Annotated in this window: 17 protein-coding genes; 5 read left to right on the top strand and 12 right to left on the bottom strand. The window is 59.3% G+C overall.

Going from position 1 to position 18,049, the window contains the following annotated elements; translation table 11 throughout:
- Positions 1 to 125 precede the first annotated feature (125 nt).
- From GW587_RS28385 to GW587_RS28340, 10 genes are all read right to left on the bottom strand, one after another.
- Positions 126 to 716, bottom strand: coding sequence for a hypothetical protein (locus GW587_RS28385; RefSeq protein ID WP_166108260.1), 591 nt, complete (start codon positions 714 to 716; stop codon positions 126 to 128).
- 435 nt (positions 717 to 1,151) lie between these two features.
- Positions 1,152 to 1,721: a reverse transcriptase domain-containing protein gene (locus GW587_RS28380; RefSeq protein WP_207393679.1), complete on the bottom strand. Its 570-nt coding sequence runs from the start codon at positions 1,719 to 1,721 to the stop codon at positions 1,152 to 1,154.
- A gap of 268 nt (positions 1,722 to 1,989) precedes the next feature.
- Entirely contained in the window at positions 1,990 to 2,364 is a 375-nt protein-coding gene (locus GW587_RS28375; RefSeq protein ID WP_166108259.1) for a tyrosine-type recombinase/integrase, read from the bottom strand.
- A gap of 494 nt (positions 2,365 to 2,858) precedes the next feature.
- A complete protein-coding gene (locus tag GW587_RS28370; protein ID WP_166108258.1) occupies positions 2,859 to 3,626 on the bottom strand; it encodes a hypothetical protein in 768 nt (255 codons plus the stop codon).
- 1,229 nt (positions 3,627 to 4,855) lie between these two features.
- Positions 4,856 to 5,206 carry a CzcE family metal-binding protein gene (locus tag GW587_RS28365; protein WP_166108257.1) on the bottom strand — a complete coding sequence of 117 codons (351 nt, stop codon included), beginning with the start codon at positions 5,204 to 5,206 and terminating at the stop codon, positions 4,856 to 4,858.
- Positions 5,207 to 5,473: 267 nt separating this feature from the next.
- Positions 5,474 to 6,661: an MFS transporter gene (locus GW587_RS28360; protein WP_207393678.1), complete on the bottom strand. Its 1,188-nt coding sequence runs from the start codon at positions 6,659 to 6,661 to the stop codon at positions 5,474 to 5,476.
- 10 nt (positions 6,662 to 6,671) lie between these two features.
- Entirely contained in the window at positions 6,672 to 7,685 is a 1,014-nt protein-coding gene (locus GW587_RS28355) for an alcohol dehydrogenase catalytic domain-containing protein (protein ID WP_166108256.1), read from the bottom strand.
- Positions 7,686 to 7,690: 5 nt separating this feature from the next.
- A complete protein-coding gene (locus tag GW587_RS28350) occupies positions 7,691 to 8,926 on the bottom strand; it encodes an epoxide hydrolase family protein (RefSeq protein WP_166108255.1) in 1,236 nt (411 codons plus the stop codon).
- Between the two features lie 15 nt (positions 8,927 to 8,941).
- A complete protein-coding gene (locus tag GW587_RS28345; RefSeq protein WP_166108254.1) occupies positions 8,942 to 10,231 on the bottom strand; it encodes an epoxide hydrolase family protein in 1,290 nt (429 codons plus the stop codon).
- A gap of 3 nt (positions 10,232 to 10,234) precedes the next feature.
- The gene (locus GW587_RS28340; RefSeq protein ID WP_166108267.1) at positions 10,235 to 10,987 is read right to left on the bottom strand and encodes an SDR family oxidoreductase; all 753 of its coding nucleotides are present in this window, start codon (positions 10,985 to 10,987) and stop codon (positions 10,235 to 10,237) included.
- Positions 10,988 to 11,112: 125 nt separating this feature from the next.
- Here GW587_RS28340 and GW587_RS28335 point away from each other — a divergent pair, with 125 nt between their 5' ends.
- Positions 11,113 to 12,036 carry a LysR family transcriptional regulator gene (locus GW587_RS28335; RefSeq protein WP_166108253.1) on the top strand — a complete coding sequence of 308 codons (924 nt, stop codon included), beginning with the start codon at positions 11,113 to 11,115 and terminating at the stop codon, positions 12,034 to 12,036.
- Here the strand turns inward: GW587_RS28335 and GW587_RS28330 are convergent.
- On the bottom strand, positions 12,017 to 12,997 hold the full coding sequence (locus GW587_RS28330) for an alpha/beta fold hydrolase (RefSeq protein WP_166108252.1): 981 nt from the start codon (positions 12,995 to 12,997) through the stop codon (positions 12,017 to 12,019). The two genes, GW587_RS28335 and GW587_RS28330, sit on opposite strands and share 20 nt — an antisense overlap.
- A gap of 177 nt (positions 12,998 to 13,174) precedes the next feature.
- On the opposite strand from GW587_RS28330, the gene GW587_RS28325 reads away from it, so the two are divergent.
- Both GW587_RS28325 and GW587_RS28320 read left to right on the top strand, forming a co-directional pair.
- On the top strand, positions 13,175 to 13,825 hold the full coding sequence (locus GW587_RS28325; protein ID WP_166108251.1) for a response regulator: 651 nt from the start codon (positions 13,175 to 13,177) through the stop codon (positions 13,823 to 13,825).
- Positions 13,826 to 13,927: 102 nt separating this feature from the next.
- Positions 13,928 to 14,368, top strand: coding sequence for a nuclear transport factor 2 family protein (locus tag GW587_RS28320; RefSeq protein WP_166108250.1), 441 nt, complete (start codon positions 13,928 to 13,930; stop codon positions 14,366 to 14,368).
- On the opposite strand, the gene GW587_RS28315 is transcribed toward GW587_RS28320, so the two are convergent.
- Positions 14,323 to 17,325, bottom strand: coding sequence for a sensor histidine kinase (locus tag GW587_RS28315; RefSeq protein ID WP_166108249.1), 3,003 nt, complete (start codon positions 17,323 to 17,325; stop codon positions 14,323 to 14,325). The genes GW587_RS28320 and GW587_RS28315 overlap by 46 nt on opposite strands.
- A gap of 221 nt (positions 17,326 to 17,546) precedes the next feature.
- Between GW587_RS28315 and GW587_RS28310 the strand changes: the two genes are divergently transcribed.
- Both GW587_RS28310 and GW587_RS28305 read left to right on the top strand, forming a co-directional pair.
- Positions 17,547 to 17,801: a formate dehydrogenase subunit delta gene (locus GW587_RS28310; RefSeq protein WP_166108248.1), complete on the top strand. Its 255-nt coding sequence runs from the start codon at positions 17,547 to 17,549 to the stop codon at positions 17,799 to 17,801.
- 57 nt (positions 17,802 to 17,858) lie between these two features.
- On the top strand, positions 17,859 to 18,038 hold the full coding sequence (locus GW587_RS28305) for a hypothetical protein (RefSeq protein ID WP_166108247.1): 180 nt from the start codon (positions 17,859 to 17,861) through the stop codon (positions 18,036 to 18,038).
- Positions 18,039 to 18,049: the final 11 nt, after the last annotated feature.

Raw genomic sequence — 18,049 nt, 5'->3', positions numbered from 1 at the left:
GGCGCTCTTCGCTTACCGTTACAACCTCGATTGTTTGCTTGTTCCTAGTCATATGCACAGTCCTATTCCTATCCGTAAGAATAGCGCATAGGCCGTGTACGGTGAATCAGGGGGCTATCTCATGACTACAGTGCATACCAAGGGCGGTTAGTTCCGGCTACAGGTAAATCATTCTCGTCTAATGTTGCTCTTAACTCACGAATTTTTAGGTAGAGGTTTTCAAGCTCTCCAAGCAAACGCTCAGCTTCTTTTGCTGGGCCTGTCACATTAGCAGGCATTACAGAAGATAACAAAGCTAAGGGGGTTTTTGATGTAAGAATTGCTACGCCGCTGGCGAAGGCTTTGATGCCCAGTATGGAACCAGACATTTTTCCGATTAGATCGACAGTTGTACCCGGTAGGAATTTGTATGGCTCGCGTTCCAGCAAAACTTCGTAACGTAAAACGATATTCTCAACCGTATCCGCGATGACAAGCGCAGGCTTATTTTTCTCGTTTATTGTGGTTTTGAAATATGAGACGTGATCTATCAGGCTGCTTATTGTCGCCATTAAGTGATGGGTGATCTTCACAATTTCCTGCCTGCGGTCGTCTTCCCTTAGCATGTCATTCTTTACCAACAAGTGCTTGGCATTTCGAGATACGAGCAGCGCGGAGAAAGAGGTGGCGAGTGGAACGAAGCTTATCCAAAGATCGCCACCTCCGGTCGCTGCCAAGTAGGCAGATCGAAACCCGAATACAGCAACAAAACATAAGAGGCAATATGACAAGCAATTAATATCGCGTTGTAGGGCCGATAGTGTAGATGTAGCCACCGTTAGTCGCATAATTTTGGTTAGTAAGATTTATAAGATAAGTGAAGCTTAGTCGATAGCTCGTTGACTCATGTATATGGCAAAGGGAGCAACGGAGAGAAGTAATTTATCGTCTTTGGATAGTAACAACTATCTTAGGAGGCGCTAAATCAAATCTAATTGAACTGAATGCGCGGGATTTACCGAAGCGACGTACGTGTGAATCCCTCCTCGTATGTTCTCATTGTCTGTTTCTCTGAACGACGCCACGAATTGCGCCCATCTATCTGCCTCAATTGACATGGACGAGTTCGATAGTTCTATATTGAAAGCCGTAACCTGTTGGGCTGGCAGGCTTTACTTGTCGGCGTTCATTATGAAGTTTGAACGAGTAGCTCGGCTTTTGATCTCGGTCAAAGCAACTGTCAGGTCGTGCTCATTATCCGACGATAGAATAATATCGTCTACATAGACGCTTATGACAAGGTCTTTTCGTCTGGAAAGTGTTTGAAGGTATTGCCCTAAAGCGCTTCGATGAAGGCATAGAGAGGCAATAATTGGTGATTGCACAAAGCCGAAAGGTAGTATCGAATTCCTATCAACTGGGTGCAATACCGTTGAGATGTTGGCCATCTCTCTTGCCTGCGGGTATGGAAAAATACTTTTGAGGCAACGCGTCACACGCGTCTTGTTGATACTGCCGAAGAAGTTCTTAATGTCGAGACGGGCAAATCTAGAGTTGCCAAGATGCGCTTGCAATGCCTTTACATGGCCTCCAGCCCGTAAATGATAAAAAAACTCTGGAGCGCGCCATTTTTGCTCAATCTCAAGTTTTAGCTCTCGACCGGTCTTAATGCTATCCGCCGTCGGAACGAAGACCCAAGTTCCAGGTTTAAGTTCGAACTTCGAGGTCCAGGCTGGCATCATAAAAGCATAAGTAGTTAGAAATCATGCCGAGCAAGTCATGGGCCAGCCGAATTGCTTCGGTCAGGCAAATGATACTTGCAAGGATCAGACGATGTGTACGTTTTGACATATCCATCTCCCTCATCAAATCCCAGCTTGTCTAGCGCAGAGCGCATGATTCAAACCAACAATTCCAGGATGACAATATGCTATCGAGGATTTACAGTACATCACAGAGTGACATGATGAGGATCAGGACAGCTGGAAAGCCGCCTAACGCTGGGATAGCTCAGCTTATCACATTGCTATGAAGCTGGATGCTGTTTTTTGGACTTGCCTGGGGGCTTTGCAATAAGAAAAAGAAGCGGGCCACGGCATACGAATGTCGTGGCCCGCTGAGCTTATCTTGCTGCTTATATCTTATTGACGAGATTCGAGACAAGCTGGGACGTATTGCGCAGCGTGCTGATACCAAGTGGGCATAGCGCTGCGTGGTGACGCTGGAGGCATGGCCGAGCAGCAACTGTACCTGATACAGCGAAGCGCTTTCGTTTACCAGTATACTCGCAAACGCATGCCGACAGTCGTGAAGCCTGCATTTTCCCACCTTGGCGACAGCGAGGATTCGATGCCACGCCTTGGTCGGGTTATTGAGAGGCTTCATCGGGTCTTTACCGGCGCATCGGGCTGCCTGTTGCCAGTCCAACGCAGATATCACAGGAATTTAACCAGCGGTATCCTGGAACCCAAGAACCGCTCAGACCTTGCGTAAATGGTTGCTAGCAGAGGCGATTCCGACGCAGGCGAAGTTGATTGCATTGGCTGATTGGTTGGCGGTCTCGCCCCAGTGGCTACGGTTCGGAACTGGAGCGCGTCGTGTTGCTAAGGCTCATGAACAAGCAGCCAGCGAAGCTGCTTCGCATTCGGGGCTGATCGTGATCGTTAAGGATCAGGTAGCCTTAGTACCCTTAGTAGAATTGCTTACTAAACTCTTTGAAGGTAACTTGCGTGTGGTTGAGAATATAGTTCGCTGCGTATTGAGCGATCAAGATGAGAGATAGCTATTATCTGATACTAGTAGCTTACCTGAAGCGTGGTCTAGCTTTCAACTAGGATCATCCGTTTGCGATTTATTAACAAGGAGAAGTGGCGGCCAAATTACTGCTGAAGATGCTTGGTGACCTTATATTTTATGCTGACATTATTCGCTTTTATAACCTTGAAACGAGCGCCTTTGTATCCTATTTCATCTCCATCTTTCAAGTCGTAGCGAAGTTCCTGTGAGAAAGCAGGACGTAATAGGTCCCCCATGTATTCTCGATACAAAATAGATATGGTTCCCTGTGATATTCCAGAGTAAACTAGCTCTTTTTTGTAAGATTTGAGATCTGATCGGGTGCATTTTTCTGATTTCTCGGCGGAAGCCATTCCGACATCGACTTTGTGCCCAAATCCTATATTTAATCTAGCAATTACCGATCGGCTTTTTTCATCAATCTCAAAACGTAAAATAGGCTTTAGCCACCCGGTCCTTGGCGTATCGCTATTTCTATATTTGAATGTATATTCTGTCGGAATGTATTGTTCTTTGTCATGTATTGATGCCGCGCTCGGTGGAACATCAACATCGTACTCAGTACCTAAAACCTTTCCCGAAAATTGCAATCCTTTATCAAAATAGAATCCGTAACTCGTAGCACCATCCATAATCGAGGTGTGATGCGTTGATACCATGCTTTGACCGATTTCGACTTCTACCTCGCTGTCTGTCGTTGGCAGGAAAGTCGTTTCGAGGGATAGTAGCGGTCCGAAGACTTTGCCGCAGGGTTTGAGCAGTTGAGCGTCCAAGGCATCTGCCGCAAGCGCCGTCTGAGTGATCAGACCTAAGCAAAAGCCCGCAAGAATTTTCTTTTTCGGTAAATTCATTTTCCAGCTCGCAATTTTATGGAAGACTAACATTATCACATGCTAACCACGTATTACTTGAGTAAGCGATACCATTTTACGGGTTTTTTGTGGGGATAAATAAGTTCGGTTCGAGGGGGGGCGGGAAATAGACCGGACACGAAGACTTTCTGTTCCGGAAAACAAAAACGTCCACTTGCATGAGTGGGCGTTTCGTGAGGTATGTTCTTGGTGGCCCGGGGCGGAATCGAACCACCGACACAAGGATTTTCAAGCCTCGTGTCACTAGGTATGCTGTGTGTAGCCCCGGGTTCCGTCCCTGCAATCTGGCACTTCCCATCGCCGATATGTCCTACTATTTGCGCATTTGCGGAGGACCGACGTACCGAGCTATGTACCCGCTACCATTGATTACAAGTCTTCGACATGGTCCCGCACCATAGATTCGCTCGTCGTGAAGTGATCTGGAGTTTAATCGGCGATTCAATCGGCGGCTCTTTTTAATGACTGCCGCAGATAATTCGGGTTATTGAAGTATTTGCACAACATTAATTGAGTGATAATTTCAAGGGCAACTAGGAGGTCACATTGCGAATTGAATTTGTCCGATAGTTGGTATCTGTGCGGTTTGCCGCTAGTGATGGGAACGCCCCTCTCTCCGCCAAGGATACAAAAGCGAAAGGCCACCCTCGGGTGGCCTTTTCGTTTTTGTATCCTTGGCGGAGAGAAGCAGTGCCCCTGCGGGCACTGCGCGGGGGATTCGAAGGGCTGGGCGTACTCGCCCAGCCCTCTCCGAATCGTCCATCTGCCACCGCTACGCGGGGGCGCGCCGGAGGCGCCGCGCGCAGCGCAGAGGTCCCCTCGTTAACATTCCCCCGAAGCAAATGTGTCCGATTCTCAGACCGGCGTGTGTCGTATCTCGGTTGTGCTGACGAATATCCATACGCAGCGAAGTAAGGCGCGAAATGCCGTATAATTTCTACATGGGTCGGGAGCGCTGCATCTGCGGTGCGTTGGCGTTTGTTTCACCCGGCTCACCTCATGCTATCGGGCTGCCTGAATAGGCAGCCCGATACTATTTGGGGCGTTAAAAGCGCTGATATGCATCTACTCTATCTCGATGAGTCAGGCTTCTGACACATGCAAGTCAGCGGCATTTTGTCCTCGCGGGCGTATCCCGTATTATGCGACGACGCACATCCTGTCTTATTTCCGAAGTCGTAATCGGGTGACTATCAATTCCGACATGATTAGCCGCGATAAAGCGGGTTGCTGGCGACGTAGGCGCGCACGGTGCCTGCGTTGACGCCGGCCGGCGCGATCTTTGCCAAGTCGAAGGAGGTCTCGTTGCGGATGGTGTCAAAGTGCCAGGTGAAGCTTTGCCCATCGACGTTGAATCGAACCGTTTCTCCGTTGGTGACGTTCACCCCTTTGGTATCGCTGCTGATGGTGACAGTGCGCATCGCGGCGTCGTTATTGACCTGGACACCAAAGTCGGCGGCGGTACCGGTGATGCCGACGGCGCCGGCCGGCGCGATGAGTGCGGTGGCAGAAGCGCATGCAAAGGCGAACATGATGGTGGCGCGTTTGAAGTTCAACATGATTTTGTATTCCTATTTGAGAGAACGGTTAAGTGATCCGATTGCTGCCGTCGACATTGCTGCCATCGATGGAGCTCAGTATAGAAATACGGGTCTGACCGCAGCGTGACGCTGGGATTACAAAATTCTGACAGCCACTCGGAAGTGGCGGCCTACTGGTATCGCCCAGTGCTGCTGGTAGCTTCATATTCGACGAGATCGGCGACAGTCCCATCGGAGAGGCGGTCTGCTTGCAGATATTCTGCTACGTCATCGAGTACGATCACATCAAGCCGCAGGCTCTTTACTGAGGCCGATAAAGATCGCGGACATCGCCGCGAGCCCGCTGCCGAGCACTAACGCGCTCGCGATGCCCAACGTGTCGACTACCACACCGCCGAAGAATGCGCCGAGGGCGATTGCGGTTTGGAAAAAAGTCACCAGCAAGGCCTGCCCGGCGTCCGGGGTGTTGGGCGATGCCCGCTGCATCCAGGTGGTCATAGACACCGGCACCAGTCCAAAGGCGCAACCCCATGCCAGCACCGCGACGGTGGCGATAATCGCGCTCTTGCCGGCGAGCGCCGCGAGCAGCAGTACGCCGCCGATCGCCAGCGCTGCCGTGAGCGACGTTCCTCTTACACTGTGCGTCACCAGCCGTCCGCCGAGGAAAGTGCCGATGAAACCTGCCACGCCATAGACCAGCAGCAGAACATTGACCCCGTCCGGCGACATCCCGAACATTTGTTGCAGCACCGGCCGCAGATAGGTGTAGCCGACGAAATGCCCGGCCATCATGAATATCGCGATGGCGAGCACTGCTCGCGCGCTGCGGTTCGACAGCGGCGCCAGCAGCTCGCGCGGTCCGGTTGTCCGCGTCGATGGCATCGATGGAAGAATGCGGAACTGCAGCGCCAGCACGGCGCTGGCGAGGATCGCGGCGGCGATGAAGGCCGCGCGCCAGCCGGCAAGGTGGCCCAACACCGCTCCGATGGGAATGCCTGCAACCGTGGCCACGGAAATCCCCGCCAGCACGTATGACATGGCGCGCGGCTGCTGCGCAGCGGGCACCATATGCCCGGTGGCGCCGGGAGCGAAGGTCCAGAAACCGCCGACCACCACGCCTAGCAGCACGCGGGCGAACAGCATGGTCGGCAAATTTTGTGCGAGCGCCGCGATCAGATTCGAGGCGACAAGCAGCACCGAAAGCGACAGCAGCAATGCGCGCCGATTCAAGCGGCCGGATGCGACGATCAGCACCGGACCTGTCAACGCCGCGACTAGTCCTGGCATGGTCACCATCAAGCCGGCTTCACCTTCGCTCACGTGCAGCCCGGCGGCGATGTCGGTGAGCAGGCCGACCGGCAGGAACTCGGTCGTCACCGATGCGAACGTGCCGACCGCCAGCGAGGTCACCGCGAGCCACGCGGGTGCAACTATTGAAGGCGCGGGTTCGGCTTGGATATTCATTTGCGACATATGATTTTTCTTAACGTAGAAGCACTGCGCCGACCTTGCCGGCGCGCTCGGCATGCCGCACCGCGCTGGCGACATCCTCCAATGGATACTCCGCTGCGGCATGGAATGCTTGACGCATGGTTCGAGTAAGCTCGATCGCGGTGGCGATATCCGCCGCGCGCGCCTCTGGGGGCAAGCCCGCCCAGCGTCCGACGGAAACGCCGTGGATGCTGATCCCTCGTGCGGAGAAGGACAAGGCGGGCAGCGAGAGCGGCTGTCCCGACAGATCGCCGTATGACACCAGAGCGCCGCCGTCGGCGAGCAGCCCGGCCAACGTGCCGGCGATCCTGCCGCCCACCGGGTCGAGCGCGACCCGTACTGGTCGACCCTGTGTCAGCGCGCCGAGATGCTTGCCCCAATTCGCTTGCTCGGTGCTGATGAACGGCATGTCCGGCAGTTGCGCGGATAATGCCGCTATCGACTGTTGCGAGCGGACGATGCCGACCGGCTGATACCCTTGCGTCAACAGGAGCTTGGCGGTGAGGCGCGCCACCAGGCCGCCGGCGGCGGACAATGCGATCACGTCGCCGGGCAAGGCGCCGCTTGCTTGCACCGCCCGCGCCAGCAAGACCGCCGTCAACGGCGACACATGCAGCTGGGCGGCGGCGACATCGGGCATGTCATTTGGCACAGGTGTGACGAACTGCGCCTGCGCCAGCACATGCTCGCTCCAGGCCCAGCGCGCGGGAAAGAATGCGACGCGTGTACCTCGCTTCAGGTTGCGGACTGGATCAACGCCGGCGCCGATGCTTTCGACGACTCCCATGCCCTCGAATCCGGGACGCGCTCCGTCGGGGCCGACAGGCGTCAGGTTGCCGGGCGCGCGGTAGCGGCCCCGGATGCCGAGCAGATCGCCGGGATGAACGGGCCGGCTGAGCACCCGGATCAACACCTCGCCGGCATCGGGCTGCCGCAGATCCGGCGCTTCGGTCAGTTGCAGTACTTCGGCCGGCTCGCCGTACTGATGGTAAATCACGCTGCGCATACGGCTTACCGGAGCTTGGCGAAGCCGGCACGCAGCTCCGCCGCAAACAATGCCGGCTGTTCGAACGCGGCGAAGTGGCCGCCACGATCGACCTCGTTCCAGTAAATCAGTTGCGGATAAGTCGCTTCACCCCAGGAACGCGGCGCGCGATAGATCTCTTTTGGGAACACCGTGACCGCCACCGGCAGATTGAGACGTCCGCCGGAGAAGCTTGATGGCGAGTTTTCCCAATAAATGCGCGCCGACGAGGCGGAGGTGTTGGTCAGCCAGTACAGCGAGATATCGTCCAGCAGTTCGTCGCGGGTCAGCACACGTTCGACGTCACCGCCGTTGTCGCTCCAGGCCTGGAATTTCTCGTAGATCCATGCCGCCTGGCCCACAGGCGTCGAGCTCAGCACTTCGCCGACTGTTTGCGGCACCGTCGACTGTTCGTTGAAGTAACCATACTCGCCGCTCAGGAAGCGGCCGACGCCGTCGACCGCGCGCTGCTCGTCGGCGGACAAAGTGGCCGGCATTTTTTCCGGAAACACGAACTGCCAGTTCAAATGGATGCCCGCCAGTCCCTGTGGCTTGACGTGGCCCAGCGCGGTGGTCACGCCGGCGCCCCAATCGCCGCCTTGCGCCACCCATTTCGCATAGCCCAGGCGCGCCATCAGCGTCCCCCAGGCCTTGGCGATGCGCACCACGTTCCAGCCTTTATCGCGCGGCTTGTCGGAAAAACCGAAACCGGGCAGCGACGGCACCACCACATGGAAGGCGTCCTCGGCCTTGCCGCCGTGCGCGGTGGGATCGACCAACGGTCCGATCACCTTGAGGAATTCAAACACCGAGCCCGGCCAGCCGTGCGTGAGGATCAGCGGCAGGGCGTTTTCATGCTTCGAGCGCACGTGCAGGAAGTGGATACCCAAGCCGTCGATTTCGGTGCGGAACTGCGGGAAAGTGTTCAGTTTCGCTTCGGCACGGCGCCAGTCATAGGTGTGCTGCCAGTAGTGCGCGACGTCCCGCATGCGCTTGAGCGGCACGCCCTGCGACCAGCCGGCACCGGTTTCGCCGTCCGGCCAGCGCGTCATGCGCAGACGTTGCTGAAGGTCGTCCAGCAGCGCTTGCGGCACCTCGACGTGGAACGGCGTGATGGCGCTGGTGGCCGGCGGCAGCGATAGCCCTTGCTGCGCCGGGTGGAAGGCCGACAGCTTGCCGGTCAGCAGGGCGCGGCGCCCCGCTTGAATTTCTGATGCTTGCATGGTGTTCTCCTGCGATCAACGGATGGTGGCAAAGGCGCGGCGCAATTCGGTAGTGAACAGCTGCGGCTGCTCGAAGGCGGCGAAGTGGCCGCCGCGCGCGGCTTCGTTCCAGTAGTACAGCTTCGAATAGACGCGCTCGCCCCACTTGCGCGGCGGCCGGTACAGCTCGCCGGGGAAGATGCTGACCGCCACCGGCAAGTCCAGCTTCTGGGTTGAGAAATCGGTGCTGAAGCTTTCGGCGTACAAGCGGGCGGACGAGGCGCCGCTGCCGGTCAGCCAGTACAGCGTGATGTTGTCGAGGATCTCGTCGCGCGATAGCACCGATTCCGGATCGTTGCCGCTGTCGCTCCAGGCGCCGAGCTTTTCGTAGATCCACGCCGCCTGCGCCACCGGTGAATCGGCCAGCGCATAGCCGATGGTCTGCGGCCGCGTGCCCTGTAATTTCGCATAGCCGGATTTGGCGTTGTTGAAGGCCGTCAGCTGGTCGATCGCGGCCTGTTCTTGCTGGTCCGGCGCGCCGTCCAGCGGCGGCGGGAACAGGATCGGCAGATTCAAATGCACGGCCGCCAGGCCGATGGCATGCTGCTTGGCCATCCAGGTAGTGACGCCGGCGCCCCAGTCGCCCCCTTGCGCCACCCATTTGTGGTAGCCGAGGCGGTCCATGAGCGTGCTCCAGGCGCGGGCGATGCGCGGCAGGCCCCAGCCGGCCGCCTGCGGCTTGGCGGAAAAGCCGTAGCCTGGCAGCGATGGAATCACCACATTAAAAGCGTCCTCGGCCTTGCCGCCGTGCGCGGTGGGATCGACCAGCGGCCCGATCACTTTCATGAACTCGAAGATCGAGCCGGGCCAGCCGTGGGTCAGCAGAATCGGCAGGGCGTTCGGATGCTTCGAGCGCACATGCAGGAAATGGATCTCCAGGCCGTCGATATTGGTCTTGAATTGCGGCAGCGCGTTGAGGCTGGCTTCGGCGCGACGCCAGTCGTAGCCATGCTGCCAATACTCCACCAGCGCTTGCAGGCGTTGCAGCGGCAATCCTTGCGACCAGTCCGTCACCGTTTCCTGATCGGGCCAGCGCACCATCGACAGGCGCAGCTTGAGATCATCCAACGCCGCCTGCGGCAGCGCCACCTTGAACGGGTGGACGCCGGCACGCGTGGCCGGGCGTTCGAAGGCGATCTTGGCGACTTCGACCCGCGCCGCCGCGCTGGCCGGCAGCAGGCTGGCCAGCCCCCCGGCCGCAGCGGCGGCAGCCATGCCGCGCAGCGCCGAGCGGCGTGATGCATCCGGTATAGGGAACTGGTCCATGGCTTATACCTGCGCCAGGCCGCCGTCGACAAACAGCTCGGCGCCGTTGACGAAGCTGGCGTCGTCGGAGGCCAGGAACAGCACTGCCTTGGCGATCTCTTCCGGTTCGCCGACGCGGCCCAGCGGCACTTGGGCGGCCAGCATGTCGAGCAGGCCCTGCTGGGCGGTGGCGTCCGGACCGGCGAGTTCCACCAGGCCAGGCGTGCGGACCGGGCCGGGGCTGACCACGTTGATGCGAATCTCGCGGTCTTTGACTTCGAGGATCCAGCTGCGCGCCAGGTTGCGCACGGCGGCCTTGCTGGCGCTGTAGACGCTGAAGGCGGCGGTGCCGACCACGCCGGCGGTGGAACTGGTCAACACCACCGAGGCGCCCTTGGCCAGCAGCGGCAGCGCGTTCTGCACGGTGAAGATCAAACCCTTGACGTTGCGGTCGAAGGCGTCGGCGATGTGCTCTTCGGTGATCGCACCCAGCGGCGCCATCGAGCCGCCGCCGGCGTTCACGTACAGCACGTCGATCTGGCCGGCCTGGGCCTTGATGGTTTCAAACAAGCGCTTCAGATCGGCACTGCTGGAGGAGTCGGCCTGGATGCCGGTGGCGTTCGGGATGCCAGCAGCGGCGGTGTCCAGTTCTGCCTGGCGGCGGCCGGTGATGAAGACGCGCGCGCCTTGTGCCGCGAACAGTTTGGCGGTGGCCAGGCCAATGCCGCTGGTGCCACCGGTGACGACTGCTACTTTGCCTTGAAGTTTGCTCATGATTTGACTCCTGTTGGGTTAGTTGATGGAACCCAGTGTATTTTGTCCAGCAGCCTGTGTAAATTGGCCGATAGTGGAATCACTATCCATCCAGATGTATAATCGTTTGAAATTCTTAGCGGATTGTCATGGACCACTTGTTAGCATTGCGAATGTTTGTACGAATCGCCGAGGCCGGAACTTTCGGCAAGGCCGCCGATCAACTGTCGCTGCCGCGCTCCACCGCGAGCAAGCTGATCCAGGATCTGGAGCAGCATCTGGGCGCCAAGCTGATCCACCGCACCACGCGCTCGATCACGGTCACGCCGGAGGGCGCGCAGTACTACGAGCGCGCGCGTCGCTTGCTGGTCGATCTGGACGAAATGGATGCGGCCGCGCGGCAGACGCGCGCGCAGCCGAAGGGCAGGCTGCGTGTCGATGTTGGTTCGATCCTGGCCAATCAGATTTTGGTGCCGGCGCTGCCGGAGTTTCAGGCCAAATATCCGGACATCGAGCTAAGGCTTGGTGTCAGCGACCGCCCGACCGATTTGGTCAGTGAGGGCATCGACTGCGTCATACGCGGTGGTGCGTTGGCCGATACCACGCTGATCGCGCGCAAGCTGTGCGAAATGGAATTCATCACCTGCTGCCACGCGTCCTACCTGGAGCGGCACAGCCGGCCGGCGCATCCGCGCGAGCTGGAAGAACAACATCGCGTCATCGGCTACTTTTCTTCGCTGACGGGGAAGGTCTTTCCGCTGCATTTCGCGCGCGGCGATGAGGCGATCGAAGTCAACGCGCATGCGGCGGTCGCGGTCAACGAAAGCACCGCCCACATGACGGCGCTGACCGCCGGACTGGGCATCGGGCAGACCTTCGCCTGGTTCGTCCGCGATATGGTGGAGCGCGGCGAGATGGTGCATATCCTGGAGGACTGGCGGCCGCCGCGCCATGCGCTGCACATCATGTACCCGCCCAATCGCCACCTGAACGCCAAGGTGCGGCTGTTCGTCGATTGGGCGGTGCAGGTGTTCGCGGCGGTGGATGCGCGCGTCAGTCCAGGAATTCGCTGAGATACTTCAGCAACTGCTCCGGTTGCTCTTCGGGGATGAAGTGCCCGCTGTCGGCGATCTTGGCCACGCGGTGATTGCTGCTCTTGGCGGCCAACGTACTTTTCAGCCATTCGTAGCCGGGGCCGCCGACCGCCAGCACCGGCATCGCCAGCGGCGCATAAGTGCCGTCGTCGATGATGTCCTGCGGGAAGGCCTGATACCAGGCGTTGCCGGCGCGGATGGCGTCGCGGCTGCTGTAGGCGGCCTCGTAGACCGCGCGGTCGAGCGCATCAAGCTTGTGTTCGTCCTGCATCAGGTAGCGGAACATCCAGGCTTGCTCCATGCCGATGCGTCCGGCCAATAGCTCCTCCGGCAATCCCTTCACCTGATGGAAGGCGAACCACCAGACGTAGGGATGTCGTTCGTCCAGCTGGTCGCTGAAGGTGCCGGCGTCCGGCAACAGCGGCCATTTGGCAAGCGCGGCGTCCGGATGCGCGACATCGACCATCACCAGCCGGCGCGTGGCTTGCGGGAAGTTGGCGGCGAAGCTGAAGGCCACCATCGAGCCGATGTCATGACCCGCGATATCGACGCGGTCGTAGCCAAGTTGTTTGACCAGTGCATGGACGTCGCTGGCCAGTGTCTTTTTGTCGTAGCCCGTTGCGGGTTTGTCGGAGCCGCCCATGCCACGCAGGTCGACCGCGATCACGGTGTGGCGTCGCGCCAGTTGCGGCATCAGCTTGTGCCATTCCCACCAGGTCTCCGGCCAGCCCGGCAGCAGAACCAGGGCCGGCCCTTTGCCGCCAATGACATAGTGCAGATTGACGCCGTTGACCGCGACCTTGCCCTCGCTGAAGCCCTGCAGTCTCTGGACCAGCGCGGCGTCCGTTATCTGCTCCGCAGGAAGGGCCGCCGGCGCGGCGGACGACCACAGCGCCGCCAGTAATGCGGTGCCCCACAAGATTTTATTCGATCTGACCATTTTTCCTCCTCGCTTGAATAAACCAAAAGTCTAGGCTGACGCGCGTGTTTTGAGATCGGCATGAAGTAGCAGCACTATCCACGCACAAGAATAATCGCCGTCACCATGCAATCTGGCAGGGTTCAGTCGGCGCGTTCGTCGTTACAATCGATAGGCCGTCATCTCCAGGAGCCAGCCTTGGCGCAATCGAACTTTGGTAAAGTGGACTTCTCAGCCATCCGCATCCTGATCGCGGAGGATCATCCGATGATGCGCGCCGGGATTGTGGCCACGCTCTGCGCACACGCGAACATCGAGGTCGTGGCCGAAGCCGGCGATGGCGAGGAGGCGGTCGAACACTACGCGCGCACGTTGCCGGATGTCGCGCTGATCGATCTGCAAATGCCGCGCATGGACGGGCTGGAAGCGATACGCATGATCCGCCTTCAACATCCGGATGCCCGCCTGATCGTGCTGTCGGCCCATTGCGGCGACGCCCGCATCGCTGCGGCCCTGAAGGCGGGCGCGCAAACCTATGTGATGAAGAATGTGCCGGGCGCCGAACTGGCCGCGACAGTGCGCGAGGTGCACGAAGGCTGGCATGTGCTGCCGCAGACGCTGCGGCGATCGATGTCATCGCAGTACGGCGGCAGTGGGCCGTCGTCGCGCGAACTGGACGTGCTGCGGCTGGCATCGGCGGGCAAGTCGAATCGGGAAATCGCCGCGTTGCTGATCATCAGCGAAGCAACGGTGAAAGCGCACATGAGCACCTTGCTGATGAAACTGGGCGCCGCCGACCGGGCTCACGCGGTGTCGCTGGCCGCCCAGCGCGGCTTCATCGACCTGTAACGGCTATCCATGCCGGTGGATGGTGTTCCGCCGTTCGCCCGATGACAGCGACTGGCCGGCTGCCTACACTTCCTCACGCAATCAACCAACTGAGGAACCACCATGTCGCAAAACGAACAAATCATTCGTGAACTTTATCAACGCGCCGAAGAACAGGACACCGCCGGCTTCATGGCGCTGTTCGCGCCGGAGGGCTACTTCCACGATATCTCGGCGGGCCAGAAATATGTGGGCGCGGAGATCGGCAAGACCGTCGATATCTACGCCACCGCCTTCCCCGATATGCACCGCGCGCTGGAAGAGGTCATCGTCATGGGCGACGTGGTGGTGGTGCAGCTGTCGCTGAACGGCACTCACAATGGACCGCTGGTGCTCCCGGCCGGCACGATTCCAGCGACACAGCAAACCATCAAAACCCCGTGCTGCGACGTGTTCCGCCTGCGCGACGGCAAGGTGATGTCGTTCGATTGCTATACGGCCGCGACCATCTTGTTCGCTCAGTTGGGCGTGCTGGGCAACTTGTCGGCAGCCTTGCGGCCGTAGGCGCGGCGTGTCGGCAAGCGTAGCGTGATCGCGGTGCCTTTGCCGGCCGCGCTGCGGATCTCCAGCGTCCCGCCGGCGTCGTGCGCGCGCTCGCGCATGCCGGTCAGGCCGAAATGGCCGGGACGGTGGCCACGCTCGTAGACCTCGGCATTCATGCCGCATCCGGTATCGCGCACCTGTAGCGAGAAGCCGGTGCGCGCATGACGCAACTCCACCGTCACTTCTTTGCATTGCGCATGGCGCAGGGCGTTCAGCAGCGCTTCGCGGCCGATCGCGTAGGCCTCGGCGGCGGCGGACGAGCGCAAGGGACGGCGCACACCTTTTTCCAGCAACACGAAGCGTACGCCGTAGCGCGGCGCGAGAATATTTCCCAGTCCGGCCAACGCGGAGTCGAGGTCGCCGGTCAGCTCATGATTAAGCCGCAGCGCCAGCACTTGCTCGCGACCCTCGCGCAGCACGTCTTCGGCGGTATCGAGCGCGCGATCGATTCTTTGTTGTACCGGGTGCTCGGGCGGCAGCCCGTGTTTGATCAAATCAAACTGCATCATCAGTGCCTGAACGCTCTGCAGAAAGTTGTCGTGCAAGGCACGCGCGATGCGTTCGCGTTCACGCAGACGTTCGCGCAAACGGTCGGTGATGCGCGCGGTGACCCAGATCATGCGTCGCCAGTAAAGCAGGGCGGCGAGCGCCAACGCCAGCACGCCGCACAACAACTTGAACCACACAGTCTGGACGAACGCCGGTTCAATGCTGAACGACAGCGCCGCCGGTGTGACGCTCCAGACACCGTCTTCGTTCGCGGCCTGGACTTCGAACCGGTAGTTGCCCGGACCGAGGTTGGTGTAGAAGGCCGCGCGCCGGTTGCCGGCGTCGCGCCAAGTTTGTTCCTGCCCGATCAGCCGATAGCGGAAACGTACCCGCTCCGGGATACTCAGGATGGCGGCGGTGAAATCCAGTTCCAGGTTGCTGGTGTGCTGCGGCAGGACCATTTCCGGTCGCGCGTCATGCAGGCGCTGGTCGGTGCGCAGCGACGTCACTTGCGCCGTCGGCGCCAGCGAATTACGGGCGATGTTGGCCGGGTCCACCCAGCCGACGCTGGCGGAGGTGGCGTACCACAAACGTCCATCCGCCGCCTCGGCCAACACGGACAGCGGCCGCACTTGCGAAGGCTGGCCTTTGTAGCCGTCAAGGTTATCGAAGCGGTCGATACGTAAATGGCGCGACGCCAAGCCGGCCGCCAGCTCGGTGGCAGCCACCCGCATCAAGCCGTCCGCGCCGTGCAGCCACAATTCGCCGCCGGTTGTGATGACCAGGCGCGAGGCTCCGTTCAGTGGCTGGCCATCGGCATCAAGCAAAGGCATGAAGCGCTGGCCTTGCAATTTGGCCACGCCCTGGTCCCCGCTCACCAGCAGCTGGCCTTTATAACTGGTGATCGAGGCCACGTTACCCACTTCGAGGCCATCCTTGGCACCGTATTCGCGCAATGCACCGCCGCTCAATACCGAAAGCCTGTTGGCAGTGTAGCCAAACCAGACCGGACCCTTAGGATCGGCATACAACGACACCGGCGTCAGCTTGGTGAGCGCTTCGATGCCGCCACCGCGCTGCCATTGCCCGTTCTGAAACACATGCGCGCCGTTGCGCACTAGCGAAGCCCATAGCCGGCCGCCGCTGTCGACGGCGAAGTCCTGCACGTCCTGGCCACCAAAACTATCGGGCAATGGCCATGCGCGCCACTCGTCATGCACGCGGTGCCACACGAATTTGCCATTGCCGAACCATAAGCTGCCGTCCGGCGCGCGCAAGCTGGCGGTGATGTTGCTGAGCGGCGAATCGACGTGTGCGCCATTCGGCTTCATGCCAAAAGTGTCCACGTCATAATCGCCGTTGGTCTTGTGATTGCTGATCCACACCGTACCGTCCTGGTCGGGCTGAATCGTCATGGCGCGGGACATCCGCTCCGGCAGCTGAATCGCGGTCAGGCGCGATTCACGAATACGGTCCACGCCGTTTTCAGTGGTCAGCCAGAGATTGCCTTCCCGGTCATTCAGCGTGTTGTAGACCTGCTTGCCGCTGAGGTTATTCAGCCCGGAGAACGTGCGCATCGGCCGCATGTCCGGACCCAGCAACACTAGTCCAGCATCGGTGTTGACCCACACTGCGCCGCGATCGTCGAGAAACGGATCGATCGGCTTTGCGCCGAACGGAAATTGCAACGGCGTCAGGATGCCGGTCAGCGCGGCATAGCGGGTGAAACGGCGCTGCTCATCGACCAGCAGCGTGTCGCCATTCGGCAGCAGATGGTGAATTTCGATGCCTTTCCCGCCGGCGACTTTGCGGAACTGGTGCCCGCCTGGCGTATTGCGGTAAATGCCGGTTGGATGATCGGCCAGGATGCTGCCGTCGGGTAGGGCGGTGAAGTAATGGACATTGCCGAGACCTAGGCCATCCTTGACATCCACGAAGCGCCAACGCTGGCCGTCCAGCCAATACAATCCGTCGCCGGTGGAGACCCACATGGTTCCATCGCGACTGCGCACCAACTGGTAGACGGTGCGTATCGATAAGCCGTCCTCCGCGCCATAATGCCGCACCGTGCCCTGATCATAGACGCTGACGCCGCCAAAGCTATAACCGATCCAGAGCGCGGAGCCGTTGGCCAGGATCGCATTGGTATTAGACGAGCGCAGCTTGTTGCCGTCGATGGCATTCAATCGCTCAAAGCGGGCGCCGTCGAAGCGGTAAACGCCGTCGTTCGCTGCGAACCACAGCATGCCGTGCTGGTCCTGCGTGATCCCGTATACCGCCGTCGGCGCGCCGTCCTGCTTGGTCCATGCCTTATGGACCATCGAGCTGTGCCAATAGGGACGTTGCGCGACCTCGGCTGCGCCCGCGCCGGGAATCGACAACAAGACGAACAGCAGTCGGAAGAGGTGGAAATGGTTTTTCAAAAACATGGAAAATTGTAAAGAGGGCGGCACATTTTAGCCTTTGGTTGCTTCCAGGTATACAAATTCCCGATCCTGATGAGCCCACCCGCAAGAATGTCCAATGAGAGCTGGCAGCGGATGCGTCGAAGCCATGGGAGACGGCAAAAGGTGCGGTATTCTGCAGTGCACGCTTGACACGCGCGTCATCCGGGCCGACGATGGTTCAATCGTCCCGCCCAGAGCCCGCAATGAATATCGAACACTTGGTCACCATGGCCAACCAGATCGGCACTTTTTTCGACTCCTATCCCGACCGCGAGGAGGCATCGACCGAGATCGCCAACCATCTGAAGCGATACTGGGCGCCGCGCATGCGGAACCAACTGTTTGAGCACATCGACCATGAACAAGGTGCGGGACTGTCTCCACTGGTGCTGGTAGCGATTGCCGCGCACCGTGGCGAAAAACCGTCGCCACCCCCACCAGGCGGCGACGCTGGCTGAACCTGCCTGCTAATACGCCCCGCGAAGTGGCGCGGGACAAGTCACTGCATCATCCGGATGCGCGCGTTTTTCCATCCCAAGCGCGATGCCGACGGTTCCGCCAGCGTGACCGCCATGAGCATCGAGGAATACCACCGGCAATCCTCCAGCGCTTTCAATGATGGGTTTGACGAGGTCGAAGTGGGGCGCAGCGTTCGGCAATTCGGTGCTTCGGTTAATGTCTGGAGCACCTATTGATTTCAGGCCGC

The sequence above is a fragment of the Duganella aceris genome (genome assembly GCF_011090165.1).
Lineage (GTDB): Bacteria > Pseudomonadota > Gammaproteobacteria > Burkholderiales > Burkholderiaceae_D > Rugamonas > Rugamonas aceris.
The sequence above is the reverse complement of the archived record's forward strand: the minus strand, read 5'-3'. Positions and strand labels throughout refer to the sequence as shown.

Excerpts from the sequence above, each read along its gene's own strand:
- GW587_RS28380 (WP_207393679.1), bottom strand. The coding sequence starts at position 1,721 with ATGATGCCAGCCTGGACCTCGAAGTTCGAACTTAAACCTGGAACTTGG.
- GW587_RS28375 (WP_166108259.1), bottom strand. The coding sequence starts at position 2,364 with ATGAAGCCTCTCAATAACCCGACCAAGGCGTGGCATCGAATCCTCGCT.
- GW587_RS28370 (WP_166108258.1), bottom strand. The coding sequence starts at position 3,626 with ATGAATTTACCGAAAAAGAAAATTCTTGCGGGCTTTTGCTTAGGTCTG.
- GW587_RS28365 (WP_166108257.1), bottom strand. The coding sequence starts at position 5,206 with ATGTTGAACTTCAAACGCGCCACCATCATGTTCGCCTTTGCATGCGCT.
- GW587_RS28360 (WP_207393678.1), bottom strand. The coding sequence starts at position 6,661 with ATGTCGCAAATGAATATCCAAGCCGAACCCGCGCCTTCAATAGTTGCA.
- GW587_RS28355 (WP_166108256.1), bottom strand. The coding sequence starts at position 7,685 with ATGCGCAGCGTGATTTACCATCAGTACGGCGAGCCGGCCGAAGTACTG.
- GW587_RS28350 (WP_166108255.1), bottom strand. The coding sequence starts at position 8,926 with ATGCAAGCATCAGAAATTCAAGCGGGGCGCCGCGCCCTGCTGACCGGC.
- GW587_RS28345 (WP_166108254.1), bottom strand. The coding sequence starts at position 10,231 with ATGGACCAGTTCCCTATACCGGATGCATCACGCCGCTCGGCGCTGCGC.
- GW587_RS28335 (WP_166108253.1), top strand. The coding sequence starts at position 11,113 with ATGGACCACTTGTTAGCATTGCGAATGTTTGTACGAATCGCCGAGGCC.
- GW587_RS28330 (WP_166108252.1), bottom strand. The coding sequence starts at position 12,997 with ATGGTCAGATCGAATAAAATCTTGTGGGGCACCGCATTACTGGCGGCG.
- GW587_RS28320 (WP_166108250.1), top strand. The coding sequence starts at position 13,928 with ATGTCGCAAAACGAACAAATCATTCGTGAACTTTATCAACGCGCCGAA.
- GW587_RS28315 (WP_166108249.1), bottom strand. The coding sequence starts at position 17,325 with ATGTTTTTGAAAAACCATTTCCACCTCTTCCGACTGCTGTTCGTCTTG.
- GW587_RS28310 (WP_166108248.1), top strand. The coding sequence starts at position 17,547 with ATGAATATCGAACACTTGGTCACCATGGCCAACCAGATCGGCACTTTT.
- GW587_RS28305 (WP_166108247.1), top strand. The coding sequence starts at position 17,859 with ATGCGCGCGTTTTTCCATCCCAAGCGCGATGCCGACGGTTCCGCCAGC.